15 protein-coding genes are annotated in these 14,585 nt (G+C 41.9%); 4 read left to right on the plus strand and 11 right to left on the minus strand.

All coding sequences use genetic code 11. The annotated features are described in order from the left end of the window. Window positions 1-28: 28 nt before the first annotated feature. From HRT75_RS05925 to HRT75_RS05945, 5 genes are all read right to left on the minus strand, one after another. Entirely contained in the window at window positions 29-1,951 is a 1,923-nt protein-coding gene (locus tag HRT75_RS05925) for a BatA domain-containing protein (RefSeq protein ID WP_291183798.1), read from the minus strand. 104 nt (window positions 1,952-2,055) lie between these two features. Further along, a complete protein-coding gene (locus tag HRT75_RS05930) occupies window positions 2,056-2,529 on the minus strand; it encodes a hypothetical protein (protein ID WP_291183801.1) in 474 nt (157 codons plus the stop codon). 70 nt (window positions 2,530-2,599) lie between these two features. Continuing rightward, on the minus strand, window positions 2,600-3,367 hold the full coding sequence (locus tag HRT75_RS05935; RefSeq protein WP_291183806.1) for a TIGR02757 family protein: 768 nt from the start codon (window positions 3,365-3,367) through the stop codon (window positions 2,600-2,602). Further along, window positions 3,367-4,023 carry an ABC transporter ATP-binding protein gene (locus tag HRT75_RS05940; protein WP_291183809.1) on the minus strand — a complete coding sequence of 219 codons (657 nt, stop codon included), beginning with the start codon at window positions 4,021-4,023 and terminating at the stop codon, window positions 3,367-3,369. Before HRT75_RS05940 ends, HRT75_RS05935 begins: the two co-directional genes overlap by 1 nt. 62 nt (window positions 4,024-4,085) lie before the next feature. Beyond that, on the minus strand, window positions 4,086-6,494 hold the full coding sequence (locus HRT75_RS05945; RefSeq protein ID WP_291183812.1) for a DUF5916 domain-containing protein: 2,409 nt from the start codon (window positions 6,492-6,494) through the stop codon (window positions 4,086-4,088). Between the two features lie 280 nt (window positions 6,495-6,774). Between HRT75_RS05945 and HRT75_RS05950 the strand changes: the two genes are divergently transcribed. Continuing rightward, window positions 6,775-7,083, plus strand: coding sequence for a hypothetical protein (locus HRT75_RS05950; protein ID WP_291183816.1), 309 nt, complete (start codon window positions 6,775-6,777; stop codon window positions 7,081-7,083). 51 nt (window positions 7,084-7,134) lie between these two features. Here HRT75_RS05950 and HRT75_RS05955 read toward each other — a convergent pair whose 3' ends face one another. Beyond that, window positions 7,135-7,701, minus strand: a complete 567-nt coding sequence (locus HRT75_RS05955; RefSeq protein ID WP_291183818.1) for a type 1 periplasmic binding fold superfamily protein — start codon at window positions 7,699-7,701, stop codon at window positions 7,135-7,137. Window positions 7,702-7,922: 221 nt separating this feature from the next. Here HRT75_RS05955 and HRT75_RS05960 point away from each other — a divergent pair, with 221 nt between their 5' ends. The 3 genes from HRT75_RS05960 (at window position 7,923) to HRT75_RS05970 (ending at window position 11,463) form a co-directional block, all read left to right on the plus strand. After that, window positions 7,923-8,219 (plus strand): hypothetical protein, encoded by a 297-nt coding sequence (locus tag HRT75_RS05960; RefSeq protein ID WP_291183822.1) that lies wholly within the window; start codon window positions 7,923-7,925, stop codon window positions 8,217-8,219. Window positions 8,220-8,341: 122 nt separating this feature from the next. Beyond that, window positions 8,342-10,696 carry a TonB-dependent receptor gene (locus tag HRT75_RS05965; RefSeq protein ID WP_291183824.1) on the plus strand — a complete coding sequence of 785 codons (2,355 nt, stop codon included), beginning with the start codon at window positions 8,342-8,344 and terminating at the stop codon, window positions 10,694-10,696. A 143-nt stretch (window positions 10,697-10,839) separates the two neighbouring features. Further along, window positions 10,840-11,463, plus strand: coding sequence for a GTP cyclohydrolase (locus tag HRT75_RS05970; RefSeq protein WP_291183826.1), 624 nt, complete (start codon window positions 10,840-10,842; stop codon window positions 11,461-11,463). 94 nt (window positions 11,464-11,557) lie between these two features. Here the strand turns inward: HRT75_RS05970 and HRT75_RS05975 are convergent, their stop codons facing one another. The 5 genes from HRT75_RS05975 to HRT75_RS05995 form a co-directional block, all read right to left on the minus strand. Beyond that, a complete protein-coding gene (locus tag HRT75_RS05975; protein WP_291183829.1) occupies window positions 11,558-11,854 on the minus strand; it encodes a DUF6787 family protein in 297 nt (98 codons plus the stop codon). Next, window positions 11,854-12,258 carry a DUF6146 family protein gene (locus HRT75_RS05980; protein ID WP_291183832.1) on the minus strand — a complete coding sequence of 135 codons (405 nt, stop codon included), beginning with the start codon at window positions 12,256-12,258 and terminating at the stop codon, window positions 11,854-11,856. Before HRT75_RS05980 ends, HRT75_RS05975 begins: the two co-directional genes overlap by 1 nt. Before the next feature lie 117 nt (window positions 12,259-12,375). Beyond that, window positions 12,376-13,026 (minus strand): DUF937 domain-containing protein, encoded by a 651-nt coding sequence (locus HRT75_RS05985; RefSeq protein ID WP_291183835.1) that lies wholly within the window; start codon window positions 13,024-13,026, stop codon window positions 12,376-12,378. Between the two features lie 124 nt (window positions 13,027-13,150). Continuing rightward, the gene (locus tag HRT75_RS05990; protein WP_291183838.1) at window positions 13,151-14,104 is read right to left on the minus strand and encodes a D-2-hydroxyacid dehydrogenase; all 954 of its coding nucleotides are present in this window, start codon (window positions 14,102-14,104) and stop codon (window positions 13,151-13,153) included. A gap of 18 nt (window positions 14,105-14,122) precedes the next feature. Then, a partial coding sequence (locus HRT75_RS05995; protein ID WP_291183841.1) for an aminotransferase class V-fold PLP-dependent enzyme occupies window positions 14,123-14,585 on the minus strand: 463 nt, incomplete at its 5' end.

The raw sequence follows: 14,585 nt of genomic DNA on the forward strand, positions 1-14,585 counted from the left end.
AAAGATAATACTATCTTTAAAAAATTCATCACTTTAAAAAGTGTAAAACTGCCATTTCTGTAATCAAAAACAGCACGGCTAAGATCACAAACCACTGCCATAACGGACGTTGCTGTCCTTGTTGCTTCATTTCCAACAACATATCCTTTACAGAATTAAAGAAGTTAATACCCCTTAAATCATTGGTGTTGTAATTTTGAAGATCTGCTTCTTTCCTTGACGTGTTGTAAGGAAGAATGGCCACGGTATCGGCTTTGTTCATGGCAAAATAATGTCCTTGAAAGGCCGGATCTGCTTCTGTAGACAAAACTACCTTATTGGCATAGCGTTGTTGAAGCGGGATAAAATCCTGATCGGTTCCTTTTAGGTTTACAATTTGATCCTCCCCTAAGGAAATTGGCAAACCGATCTGCTGACTCTTCCCGATTTCATAATAAAGGACCGGTAAGGGGAGTGCGCTCCGCCCGATATTGTAGAATGTAGGGACGATAAGCGGTGACTCTTTAAAGTTGGAATTTGGACTGCTCAAAGGCGCGCCAAATACATAAACACTATTGAATTGTACCAAGAATGGATTTCCTCCTTCAAGTGATAAAGGGTCATTGCCGCCACTGGTCAGATCAAAAAAGGTGTTGACTGTTGGATATTGAAAGTTGTCCACAGTTTTACTAAATACAGAACTAAACAGGGGGTGATCAAAATTTATAGTGTTGAGTTTTCGCTGCTGATTGACGGGCTCAGAAAAAGTTCCTGCCTCCAGGCGTTGTAATAAAGCGGTATACTCTGCTAGATCTGCTTGTGCCGCTGGAATCACAACAATCACGCCGCCTTCTTCTTTAAAGCGTTCCAGAGCTGTGACCAAACTTGCGGGAACGCGATCTAATTCATTCAGCACAACTACATTTTGTTGTAAGATGGCGTTATAATCTGCAGCTGCGTAATTGAAATGGGTTAATTCAAAATCACCTTGAGGAAATAACTTATCCAAAAAGGATTGATCTGCTTGGTTGATACTCATCACTTTAATGGCAGTCTTCTTGCCGAGTGCAAAATAGAGCTCATTATCAAATTCCAGTTCTTGATCATTGACACTCAATCGGCCTAAAAATGGCTTGTTCAAGTCAATAGGAAACTCTACTTCTTGTTTTAGGTTTTGATCGAAGGAAACGGCTGATTTGGCCGCCAGTGTCTCTGCTTCCCATAAGGAAACCGGGTAATTGACATTATTTCTTGTAGCGGCACTTAGGCCTACTTTTAAAACGGCGCTTCCGTTAATGTTTGCTTGAATGTATGCAGTATCTATACTCACATTAGCCAAGGATTGGGCTTCTAGTTTTACGGCCTGTATATCAATAGCCGGCAAGGAATCCATCGTCCCAAAAGCATTGGCTTGAAAATCTGAAAATATAACCAGGTTTTTACGCGTGTCCTCTTTGGAGAACATACCGCTGGCTTTAAGCAGTATTTCTTTGTAATTGTATTGTTTAAAGGATGGGCTGATTTCTAGCAAGCTGTTTCTAAAGTCAACTTCTGTATCTGAATTGTAGTCGTCGCTGTTAGTAAACCATCTAAAACTTCCAGACAAAGGCGGATTGTCATAAAGATCTTGCACGGCTTTTGACAAAAGCGTGCCTTGCTGATCTCGAGCAGTCATGCTGTAGCTGTTGTCCAAATAGAAAACGAATTCGTCTTCTTGTTGGTCTTCGGTTTTGTCCGACAGGAAAGGCTGGGCAAAGGCGGTTACAAGAGCTGCTAAGGCCAAACAACGCAAGGCGAGTACCAACCATTTTTTGAGTTTAGAGCTTTTTCGGGTCTTAAGTTGGATCTCTTTTAGAAAAGCAACATTGGTGAATGGCACCTTGACAAAACGCCGCAATTGAAACAGATGTACCAATATAGGGATCAGTAGCAGAAGTAGGCCGTAAAAGATTTCCGGGTTTTTGAATTGCATTTAGCGCAGTAAAAAAGCGTATTGCTTTCAAAGATACACTTTTGATAGCGAGAAGGAACGCTTTTAACTTCCCTGCAACATTTTTAGCCAGCAGGCTAATTCTATCAGCCTCTTTTAGGGTTTAATTCCGGACTCGGATCTGGCTGATCCTCTGGAATTTGACCACCACCAAACAATAGATCAGTACTGGAAAATGTAGTGCCAAAGGTCAGGGCAGCAGAGTATACCTGGGCCAGCGCACTTTTGAGTTGGCCTTCTGTCAACGGACTTAAAGGATGTATGTACACTGCCCATAAAAGTTCGTCAGACAAAGCATATTTGACATCCAAAGCCGTATGAAAATTGGCCGTTAAGCAGGCTTGCAGCATCTCTTTTGAGAGTGTGGTCCCTTTAGTAATAGGCATAATGATTCGCATTCGGTCATTGGTCTGGTCTGTCAGTACCAGCATGGGTGCTTCTTTGTAAGTTATTTGCCAACGCCCGTTGGCACCAACAACCGAATCACTTTCTACCTGAAGAATCTCTTGCAGGCGCTCGTTGTTCATATTCTGACTCAATACGGAAAAGGGTAGGGCCATTAGGCTCAACAGAAGGATTGCTCTGATGTAACTTAAGTCGCAGAAAGCAGTAAATACTGTCAGTGAAGGGTTAGAATTTTTCATCCACGCCCAGGCCAAATAGCGCGAAATCGTATTTCACAGGATCTTCCGGATCTAAACGTCGCAGTGCCTTATCCAGTTCCAAAACGGCTTTTGCATCGTTCTGTTTGCGCTTCAAAAGTTTAACAGCACGGGCAACACGACCGCTGTGAACATCCAACGGACAGGAGAGGGCAGAAGCAGGAATTTGATCCCAAATCCCAAAGTCAACATCTCTAGCCGAGGAGCGAACCATCCATCGCAAATACATATTGATGCGTTTTGCCGCTGAACCTTTAAGCGGATCTGGTAAATGTTTTAAACTCCGCTCAGGAGGATCAAAACTGAAGAACTCTTTTTTAAAAGAGCTCAAAGCCAGTTGCAGTTCTCCGGCTTCTTTATAGTGTTTTGCTAAGGTAGATTCTAGGCCTCCTTGATGACGATAGAGTTGCTGCAAGGCCTTTAGGAAGTACTTGAGATCTACAGTTTGAAAGGTTCTGTGCACAAAACCTTCGATCTTTTCAAGATCCGTAGGCTCGTGATTCAGAATAAAATCATGTGGGGCGTCACCCATGATCTGCATCATTTTATCGGCGCTGCGGAGGATACTCAGTCTATTCCCCCAAGCAATGACAGCTGTTAAAAAACCACTGATCTCAATATCTTCCTTTTGGGTATATCTGTGTGGGATTTGAATGGGGTCTTGTTCCAGAAAGCTAGGCTGCTCGTAGTAAGCCGCCTTTTCATCTAAGAATGCTTTGAGCTCGCTACGATTCATTATACGATCTTACCGTCTACCATGGTAAGTTTTCGGTCAGCCATATCGGCCAATTCGTTATTGTGAGTAACCAAAATAAAGGTCTGGCCTAAAGTGTCACGAAGTTCGAAAAACAGTTTGTGCAATTTATCCGCAGCCTCAGAGTCTAAATTCCCGGAGGGTTCATCAGCCAAAATAAGGTCAGGTTTGTTGATCAAAGCCCGTGCAACCGCTGTGCGTTGTTGTTCTCCACCGGAGAGTTCGCTGGGTTTGTGATCATAGCGATCTTGAAGTCCGAGCAGATCTAAAAGCTCTTTAGCGCGCTGCTGCACTTCTGCCTTTGGTGTCCCAGCGATATAACCCGGAATACACACATTTTCAAAAGCAGTGAATTCTGGAAGTAATTGGTGAAACTGAAAGATAAATCCCAAATGCTTATTGCGAAACTCAGCGAGCTCGCGCTTATTCATTCCTTTGAGCTCTTGATCTTGAAACTTTAGGCTAGTTGTCGCTTCATCAGGCTGGTCTAAAGTCCCCAAAAGCTGTAATAAAGTAGTCTTACCTGCGCCTGATGCTCCGACAACAGAAACTATTTCCCCTTGTTTTACCAAGAGATCCACACCTTTTAAGACATGCAGGTCTGAATAAGATTTATGAAGATTTACTGCTTGGATCATCTACCGAATGATAAAACGTAAAATTAGAACATTAAATTGGCTGATGCAATCCGCAGAGACAATTAGATCCAATTTCCAAAATTATTCACATCTACAAAATAGGTAATGCGTAAGGACAAGGTATGCTGCGCTGGCTGTTCAAAGAGAGATTCCAAACTTTCAGAGTAGTTCAAACTAGCCATATCGGTCACGTTGAAGATCTGGTTGCGATAGAGCAGTGTAGCCTCACTACCTGGTGCAAAACGCCAACGGAAGCTCAAATCCAAATTCCAAATATTAAAATTGGTGTCGGGATCTCTATTGGCTAAATCATAATCTGTGCGTGTTCTAGAGCCATCTTCTTCTAGCATCCAGTAAACATTGTCACTGTGATTTGCTGTACTCCAAAAGTTTCTAAAACGCAGGTCAAGCGCCTTATAGGGATCAAAGTTATAACTCGCCGTAAGGCTGTTTTCCAGGTTGGTTAAATCTCGCTGACCTATGACAATGCCATTATCGTCATTAAAGATCCACCCAAAGTTGTTCTCATTCTTAGATAAAGAAGTGGACCAAACCACCAAGAAATTATCCGAGAAGCGGTACCGCGGAGAAACATTGATGTTGTAACGATACTGTTGCTCAGCATCCCATTTGCGGTATCCGACGTTTATATCGTAGGCAAATTTCTTTCTAAAGTCGGAAGAGACAAATCCGCCAAAACCATAATTAGACGGGTAGGTGAGGAATCGCCCCGCTACACGAGGCTCAAAATAATCGTCACTCTCCGTATTGTAACTACCGTCAACACCAAAAGCGAAGCGCTCTGGAGTTACAAAGAAGGCATTGGTAAAAATGCTGTTCCCCGTTTGTACATCAGGTTCATAAAGTCGGCGGTGTCTCACCGTTAGATTGATCCTGTAAAAGTTAAAGGTCTTTGTTGGCTCAAAGATTTGATAACTCCCTCCAACCACAAAATTGTTGAAGTTATTTCTAAAGTTTAGCCCTAAATCGTTTATGTCTAGTGTGGTGTTTGCAAAATCATGTCCGAATCTATAACGCCAATTCCCCTTAGTCTTAAAAATATCAAACTCAGTACGTAAACCCGTTTTAAAGCCGTTGTTCTCATTTACATTACTCACCACCACACGTCCAGAGGTTCTGAAAGTATTGGCCTTATCGGCAACGTCAAAAACTAAAGCAGTCACGTTAGCATCTCTAAAGTTTCCGTTTCTAAGTACGTTCGTATTGATCAGGGATATGGATGAGTTGTCATTCCACTGTTGATCCAGCACAAAGATGTTGTAGTTGGCCAAAGGCTCAATAAGTACCCTTCTGCGTTCTCCAGTGAGCGTGTCTTCAATACGGGCAAAAGTGCGCTCCGTAATGGCATTGAAGAATCCAACTCCGAGTTTTTCTTTGGTACGCCCTGAAATTTTTACGGCATTGAGCAGATTAACTTTTGAAGGCTGTTCAATGATCCGTTCATTCTCGTCTAAGGGGCCAACGCTTCCTGTTGGAGCGTTTCCTACTCGTCTGGAAAAGAAAATGTTTCCTTTGTTAAAAAGCTCTATACCCTCAACAAAGAACTGTCTGTTCTCACCAAAGGTTTGTTCAAAGGGCCCCAAATTCAATCGGACTTCATCAAAAGCGGCTTGCCCAAAATCTGGGATTAAAGTAGCGTCCAAAGTGAAACTATCGCTGAGCCCGTATTTAATGTCCATTCCGGCCGCAAATTCTGTTTCGGATTCGCCATCAAATGTTGTTGCTACACCTTGAACAAAGGGGAAAAGGGTCAATCTTAGTGGTGGATTGATCCCCTGAACACCACTCACCGTTCCATTGTACTGCGTTTCATTACCCACGCTGTTCTCAATGAAGTTCCACGTATGTGTCTCATTTTGAGTTTGAAGACGTCTGTAAAAGTTTATGCTCCAATCTTGAATATCGATCTCAGGAAAGCGCAAAGCGTTATAAGGAATTCTAAATTCAGCATACCAACCTTTGTCATCCATTGAGGTACGCGCGCTAAAAACAACGTTGTAACTAAAATCAGTTCTGCCGTTAGACACAAAGGCATCTCCAATAGCTCCGGCACTGTTAATGTAAAAGCGCGTTTCGTTAATTCCGTCATTATAGGTGTTGAGTGCTACCGTGAATACATCGGCCTGAACAAAAACCTCATCGCGTTGGGAGAATTGGGTTAAAATAGACTCCGGATTCGGATCATACATATAGCCCGCGATATAGACGTAGTTGTCATCATAGGCGAACTTAACTTCGGTTTGATATTCGTCAGGGATCTCTCCTTCATTCCCAGGTTCATACATATTGAAATCGTTAAAAGCCGGGAGCTCTTGCCAGATCGCATCGTCTAGAATTCCGTCAATTTTAGGAGGGGTGTCAATCCGTGTAGCCTCAAGGTTTTTGCGGACTTGGCACAGAGATAGAGTAGGTATAAGCAGCAACAATAACGTTAAGCTACGCAAGTTCATACAGTTAAATTTTTTTGCGGCGGACCGCGAGGTCGTCAGTTGATTGCAAGCAAAGCTACTCTGCTCAATTGGGGAGGGCTACTAAGGAAACGTTAAATAAAGCCAAGGAAATGTCAAAAGAATGATAATTGTTTGTCAGGATTGTTTAGCTTAGAAGAATAAATGAGATCTTTAGTATTGAAACAAACAAGACGTTTTCGCGTCTGATCAGTAACGAGCTTTCTTAGCTCCAAAATTTGGTACGCTTATTGCTCGATTATAAATGAACTAAAAAATACCTATGCGTAAATTAAAATATAAAATGCTGGCCAAGGGATTGGTGCTAGATGCTGCAGGAATGGTAACTATGGTGTTACCTGGAATTGGAACTGTGATTGATCTGGTTTGGGCGCCGATAGCCGCTTGGCAAATGAATAAAATGTATCCAGGAAAGCAAGGAAAGATGGCTTCTGTCATTGTATTTCTAGAGGAGCTTATCCCTGGACTGGACTTTATACCCACCTTCACTTTGATGTGGTTATATACCTATGTGTTCAACAGTGAAGATCCGGGAGAGTTGACTCCCATAAAAGTTAGAGCAGACCGCTAATAAAAAAGCCCCTTCGTTTTGAAGGGGCTTTTTAGCTTTTTTAATGTAGTACTATTGAATAGCTACTCCTGTAAATGTAGTTTCAATTCTCGTGGTGCCACCAGCTCCAGATAAGCTGCCGTCATTAGGTTTGTTAGGATCTTGGCGTAATGAAATTGTCAAGTTTCCAAAGCTGCCGTCTCCGGCTTCAAAGCCCATAAGTACTCCTAGAGGATTGCCGTTTCCATCTCCATCCAAGTAAATAGGATTAAGATTCAGCGCATCACTACTGATGTAGAATACTTGAAACTGATTTGGATTCTGGAGTATAGTAATTGTCTGATTCTCTTGAGGATCTACAGCGTCGTTTAAAAATACAATGGTAGCTGTATATGAGGTGTTTGCTGTTAGCGTTCCATCAACAGTTAGTTCTGCCTCACCAGGTCCGGTACCATCTAAATCTTGAGAAGTAAAGATCACTGGGGTTCCTCCGCCTTCCGGAGTTAAGGTCAGCACTAAAGTTGTCACATTAACATCATCGAGTTGATTCTCTGTAGAACCTCCGTCATCATCATTGCTACAGGCAAAAAGGACTAAGGTTACTAGGAGTCCAAAAGTGTAGAATAGACTCTTTTTCATAATTCTAATTTCTATTAAAAATTTAACTTGGGATTAACGCACTAAGCGGAGTCTAAAACCCGCGGTTTTACTAAGTTTACCCAGTTTTACAAAGTTACAGAAAAAGGCGATATTATGTTGTTTTTGTCTAAAGCTTAACTTATTTTTGCCAAACTTGTAAGCAGGATGTTAAAAATCCTAAAGAAGACAACTATAAATTACCTTTTCAACACGCTATGAAGTTGAAAAACTATTTTTTCTTTTCAATACTGCTGATCACTGTAGTGCTCAAGGTGTCTTCTCTTGCAATACATCAGGTTACGCATCATGCAGATAGTGATGGCCACGAGATGGCTTGTGAACTCTGCGAACACCTTGTAACTTCGCAAGAACTTGGTTTTCTAGTCTTAGAGACTACCTTTGAATTGAAGGAGGAAATTTTAAACTTTCAAGAAGAGATTCACGGGGTTGTGGTTTCCGCTGCCAAGCAGGAAATCAATTCACATCTTTACAGCAGGCCTCCGCCGCACTCTTTGTAATACGTCCAAAGATCCTGTTTTTAAACCTGAGCGCTGATTATCATTCAGCCACCCTTTAATTATTTAATTCCAGAATTATCAAACTAAGATTTGCAATATGCTTAGGCTTTTGTCTATTTAATTTGCCTGTTCAAGGACAGCAGCAAAGCTGCAGTTGTTGTACCGAGGGGAAAGTATTGGACAAAGCGACCAATGCTCCTGTAGCTTTTGCAACGGTCAACGTTCCTAACACGAATGTTTACACCCAAACCAAGGAAGACGGAAGTTTTGTTTTGACCGATTATTGCCCGGACCGCGTTAGCATATCCATCAATGTGCTGGGTTATAAGGAAGCAAATTTCACCACCACAAGACAGGACGGTGAAATCCCAACATATTACTTAGAAGAGACTGTGGCTAGTTTAGATGAAGTTACTGTGAAGGTAGAAGCTGCTAAGGAAAAAGGCACAGAGACCATAGCCCAAAGCCGTTTGAGCAAGGATGACATTCTGAGTAATTCAACCCAATCACTGGCGGTATCTCTTTCCAAACTAGAAGGGGTGACCTTTGCGTCGACAGGTACCAACGTGCAATTACCGATTATTCATGGTTTGTCTGGAAACAGAATTTTAGTTCTGAACAACGATATTAAGCATGCGTTCCAAAATTGGGGTTCTGACCATGCTCCAGAGATCGACATGAATGCGGCCAATGGAATTACCGTCATTAAAGGTGCTGCTGGAGTTCGTTTTGGACCAGAAGCACTCAGTGGAGCCATATTAGTTGAGCCGAATCCTTTAGCGCTTTACAATCCATTTTATGGGCGAGTAGGAGCAGGATATCAAACCAACGGTCGTGGTTACAATGCCAATGCTGAAATTGGAGCAGGCGGTGAGCATTTCAGTTATTTCGCTAATGGAAGCTATGCGCGTATTGGTGATAGAAAGGCTCCAGATTACAACCTATCCAATACCGGAAAGGAAGAAACGGCCTTTAGTTTGGGCGCTCGATACAATATTGATGCTTGGGACTTTAAAGTCTATTACAGTTATATCGACCAAAACCTCGGTTTGTTGCGTTCTTCTGTAACAAGAAGCCCAGACCTGTTTATCAATTCGATCAACGCCGATGAACCTATAATTATCAATCCGTTTACCTATGATGTTAAAGAACCCAACCAAACCACAGAACACCAACTGGCAAAGGTGGGTATAGATTGGCGTTATTCAAATGGAGGTAAACTCCATTTTCACGCGGGAATTCAACAAAACAGACGTAACGAATTTGATGTAAGAAGGCCGGAGGAGATCCCAATTATTATCTTGGACTTGGTTACCTATGAATACCAATTGGAATGGGAACATCCCGATTGGAAGGGTTTTGATGGTGTTATTGGTGTTCAGTATTTCAATCAGAATAATGATAATAACCCAGGGACACTCACCACTCCTTTTATTCCTAACTACAATACCGAACGGGTCAGTGTGTTTGTTATTGAAACCTTAGAAGTAGGGGATGACACTTTTGAGGCTGGAGTTCGTTTTGACCGGGAGACCAACGATGTGAGAGGACGTGAGACCGATCAAGATATTTTTAGAGACAATTATACCTTTACCAATTTCACAGCATCCTTAGGGTATCTGTGGAATATTTCCGACAACAGTTCTCTGAGCACCAATGTCGGGTCTGCCTTTAGAACACCTAATGTTGCCGAGTTGTTTAGTTTTGGACAACAAGGCTATCGTTCTACCTTTGGTTTACTTCGATTCTCTGATGATAACGGAACTTTGAGTACCAGTGAAGTCGTATTGTTAGAAGACAGTGATGTTGACTTGGAACGCGGATATAAACTTACCACAGAATACCGAACCAATTCTGAAAATAATTCCCATTTACTAACTGGATACGTCAATTACATTGACAATTTTGTGTATGAGCGTCCAATTGGCGTGTTTGGTAGTATTAGAGGTCCCCAACCTGCATTCATTATCGATCAAGCCGAAGCACTCTTTATAGGATTGGATTATACTTGGAAACACAATTTCAGTGAGCGATTATCCTCAACTTATGGATTGAGTTATCTCTGGTCTAGAAATATAGGTGACGATCAACCCTTAATTGAACAACCACCAATTTCTACCAATTTAGAGTTGCAGTGGGAGCAAGGTGGATTTTGGATTTTTGACGACAGTACCTGGGGACTGCGCCCGAGCTACACATTTGAGCAGTTCCAAGCTCCGAGAACAGTGACTCCTGAGAGTTTGGTAGAAGGAACTGTGGAAATTGATACGGATTCTGAAATATTTGACTTTATTGATGCACCTGAAGGCTATTTCCTTCTCGACATGCAGTGGAGTTTCCAAGTAAAGAACTTAGGCGGCAGTATTACAGCCCAAAATGTATTAAACAACAGCTATAGAAACTATTTAAACGAGTTCAGGTATTTTGCCGATGAACCCGGAATAAACATACTGTTTTCATTGAATTACAGTTTTTAAATACAAATTCGATGGAAATAACATCAGACTTTAATGAATACAACAAAAAAACAAGAGCTCCATGAATAAATTACGTTACAAACCGTTCTATTACACTACTATTTAAATTAATAACAAGTTCATAAATCAAATCTCAAATAAAAATGAAAACCTTTAATCAAATTTTGAATTTTAGACTAATTGCTCTATTGTTTGTTGCTGTTTTTGCAGCAAGCTGTAGCAATGACGATGATGCTGCTCCAGAAGAGGAGAATGAAGTAGAAGTAATTACTTCTGTTTCTTTGATCTTTACCAACAATGCTGATGCTACTGACGTAGTAACTGCTACTGCTGTAGATCCTGATGGAGAAGGTATCCAAGAATTACAAGTGAACGACGAGATCACGCTTACTGCTGATGCGACTTACACTTTGACTATGGCTATCCTTAACGCTTTGGATCCTGCTGATGTAGAAGACATCGGAGAGGAAATCTTAGAAGAGGATGATGAGCACCAGTTCTTTTTCTCATTCACAACTGATGTATTTGCAGACCCAGCTGGAAACGGAAACTTTGACGATGCCGCTGACGCTATCAACTACAACGATACTGATGACAATGGGAACCCAGTAGGTCTTAGCACTTCTTGGACTACAAACGCTGCTGCTTCTACAGGAGGATCTTTCCGTGTTAGACTTCAGCACCAGCCAGATATCAAAACTGCTGATACAGGAGTTAACGATGGAGATACTGACTTCGATCTAACTTTCGTATTGAACGTACAGTAATTAGTTAAAAGCTCTTATAAAGACTCCCGTCTTGTATTATTACAGGACGGGAGTTTTTTTTGTATATGTCTTTTTAGTACTGGTGATAAACGGACTACCGCTCTTTAAACAGTCCAAACATGCGCAGCATTTTCTTTTCAAAGTTCCAAAAGAACTGAAACTCACCAAAAAGCCATCCGAAGAACACCAACAGAATCTGATAAATTGGGAATATCAATAGGATACGCGCGGGCCAATAGATCAGAGCTCCACTCTCCTTGGTGATTCCTAAATATTCCACCAATGGTCCCGCAAATTTAGCAGCAGTGCTTCCAGTAATCGCAAAAACGATAAAAATTACCGTCAATTGCCAATTGTCTTGAATGTTCCAACGGGCTTTTAGCTTGTCCATCACAGTTTTTGCTTGTAGGTCTGTTGAAAGTAAATGAACCAGTTGTAGAGTAAATAATTCACTTCTTTGCCGTATTTGACATTGGGCTGATAATCGATCTGCCATAAATACAATTGTGAATCGTACTGGTTGGGATTAATTACTCTGCGGTTGTACTCTTGAACGTAGAATAAGTTTCTGTTCTCCAAAAAGCTCAAAGTATAATAGTCTTCTGGAAATTGAGTCACCAACCAATTGTAAAAGCCAGGTTCAATAATGATGATCTCATAATCTAGGCTGTCATTGGCAATACGCACCGTGTCGTTGGCAGTTGCCCCGTCACGAGCCGATCTAGACGGCCCTTTGTAACTGTCACAACTGAAAATGAGAAGACCGGTGAGTATAAATCCTAGAAGGTATTTCATCTTAGCTTTTAATTGATTGTAAATTTACTAAATATACCGTCAACCTAATTAATTCTGAATGTCATAATAAAAAAAAAGAGGCCAGGAGCCTCTTTTTATACTATTTGTAGCGGTCTGTTAGCGCCCTCCGAAGAGTCCGCCTAACAATCCTCCTAAGCCGCCTTTTTTGCCTTTACCTCCAGAGTTCAAAACCATTCCTGCTACATCGTCTAAAATACTCCCGTCACCATCACCGTCAAGTAAAGATTCGATCATTGACTGCTGCTTAGGTTGTTGAGAGCCGCCGCCGCCCATTAATCCACCTAGAAGATCTCCCAAACCAGCACTTGATTGTACATTTTGTTGACGCTGTTGTTTCCCTAAGAATCCGAGTAGGATAGGAGCAGCAATTTGTAGAATGTTGCCTACCGTGTTAGAATCCAAGCCCGATTTAGACGAAAGAGCAGAAGTCACGTTTTGTTGTGAACCTCCCAATACGTGTCCTAAAATTCCGGCACCGTCATCCATAACACTTTGATCAACTCCACCGCCAAATAGTCCGCCTAGGTTGTCTAAGATGCTTCCATCGTGCTTTCCAGATAGCGCACTCATAAGGCCTTCAGCACCTTCTGGAGAAGCTGCGTTACGCTTCATGGCTCCCATAAGTACTGGCAAAGCCATTGAGAGTACTGATTGCGTTTGTTGTTGAGATGCATTTGTATGGGAACTAACCCCGTTTATGATTTGTTTACCCATGTCGCTTTGAAGCAAATCCATTAATCCTTCCATGATTATTGTTTAGTGAATTATTTCTGACTACAAATTAAAAAAGGTGAAGTACAAATACCAGTACCTCACCTTAAATTTTCAAAATCAATCAGTTAAAGCGATAACATTAACCGACAAAATACACTTAACCGAGCAAACTCACAATTTGATCTGCTAATTCGGTTCCGATTCTATCTTGCGCTTCCTGGGTAGCTGCACCAATGTGCGGTGTCAATGATACCTTTGGATTCATCAATACTTTGATGGCCGGTTTGGGCTCTTCCTCAAAGGTATCTAAACCTGCAAAGGAGAGCTTGCCGTTATCTAAAGCGTCAATCAGCGCTACTTCATCAATGACTCCTCCACGAGCAGCGTTGATCAAGGCAGCACCTGCTTTCATTTGATCCATTTCTGCCTTGCCGATCACGTAATCCTTTTGTGCAGGAACGTGTAAAGTGATGAAGTCTGACTTTTGCAGTACTTCATCCATAGCGATGGTCTTGATCTCAAAATCCATAGAACGCCCGTCAAAGAAATCCAATTGAAGACTTGCAGCTTCCGTATACTTATCATGAGCTAAGACATTCATTCCGCAGCCAATAGCGATCTTTGCCACAGCTTGACCAATACGTCCAAAACCAATAATTCCAAGGGTTTTCCCGCGTAGTTCTGCGCCTTTAGCGTAGTTCTTTTTAAGATCTTTGAATTTTGTGTCTCCGTCTAAGGGCATATTTCTGTTGGAATCGTAGAGGTAGCGCACTCCCGTAAAAAGGTGAGCAAATACCAATTCGGCAACAGAAGCTGACGAGGCTGCAGGAGTGTTGATCACATGCAGTCCTTTGTCACGAGCATAATCCACATCAATATTGTCCATTCCAACACCACCGCGTCCAATAAGCTTTAGGCTAGGGCATGCGTCAATCAGGTCTTTGCGTACTGTGGTCGCTGAACGAACCAACAAACCGCTGATCTGGTTTTCGTTGATATAATTCTCTAACTGTTCTTGAGCCACCTTAGTGGTGATCACTTCATAGCCTGCGGCTTCTAGAGCCGTGACTCCGCTTTGCGAAATTCCGTCGTTGGCTAAAATCTTCTTCATTATTCCTGCTAATTTATATTATGCTGTTCTTTCAAATTCTTGCATCACATCTACCAATACTTGTACGCTTGAAAGCGGTAAAGCATTGTACATAGAAGCGCGATAACCGCCTACGGAGCGGTGTCCGTTCAAACCGTTAATTCCGGCTTCTTGCCATAGGGCGTTGAATCGATCGGTCTGCGACTCATCATTAATGGTAAAGGTGGCGTTCATAGTGGATCGGTCTGTAGCATCTGCAACAAAACCTTTAAAGAGTGGGTTTCGGTCAATCTCCCCGTACAACAAGGCCGCCTTATCGTTATTGATCTTTTCTACAGCGCTAACACCGCCTTGCTCTTCTAACCACTCTAAGGTCAACATAGAAGTGAATACTGCAAATACAGAAGGCGTGTTGAACATACTGTCCTTCCCTAAATGAACTTGGTAATCCAACATGGATGGGATGGTACGGCTAACTTTGACCAGAATTTCTTCTTTAACC

Source organism: Gilvibacter sp. (assembly GCF_013214815.1).
Taxonomy (GTDB): domain Bacteria; phylum Bacteroidota; class Bacteroidia; order Flavobacteriales; family Flavobacteriaceae; genus Gilvibacter.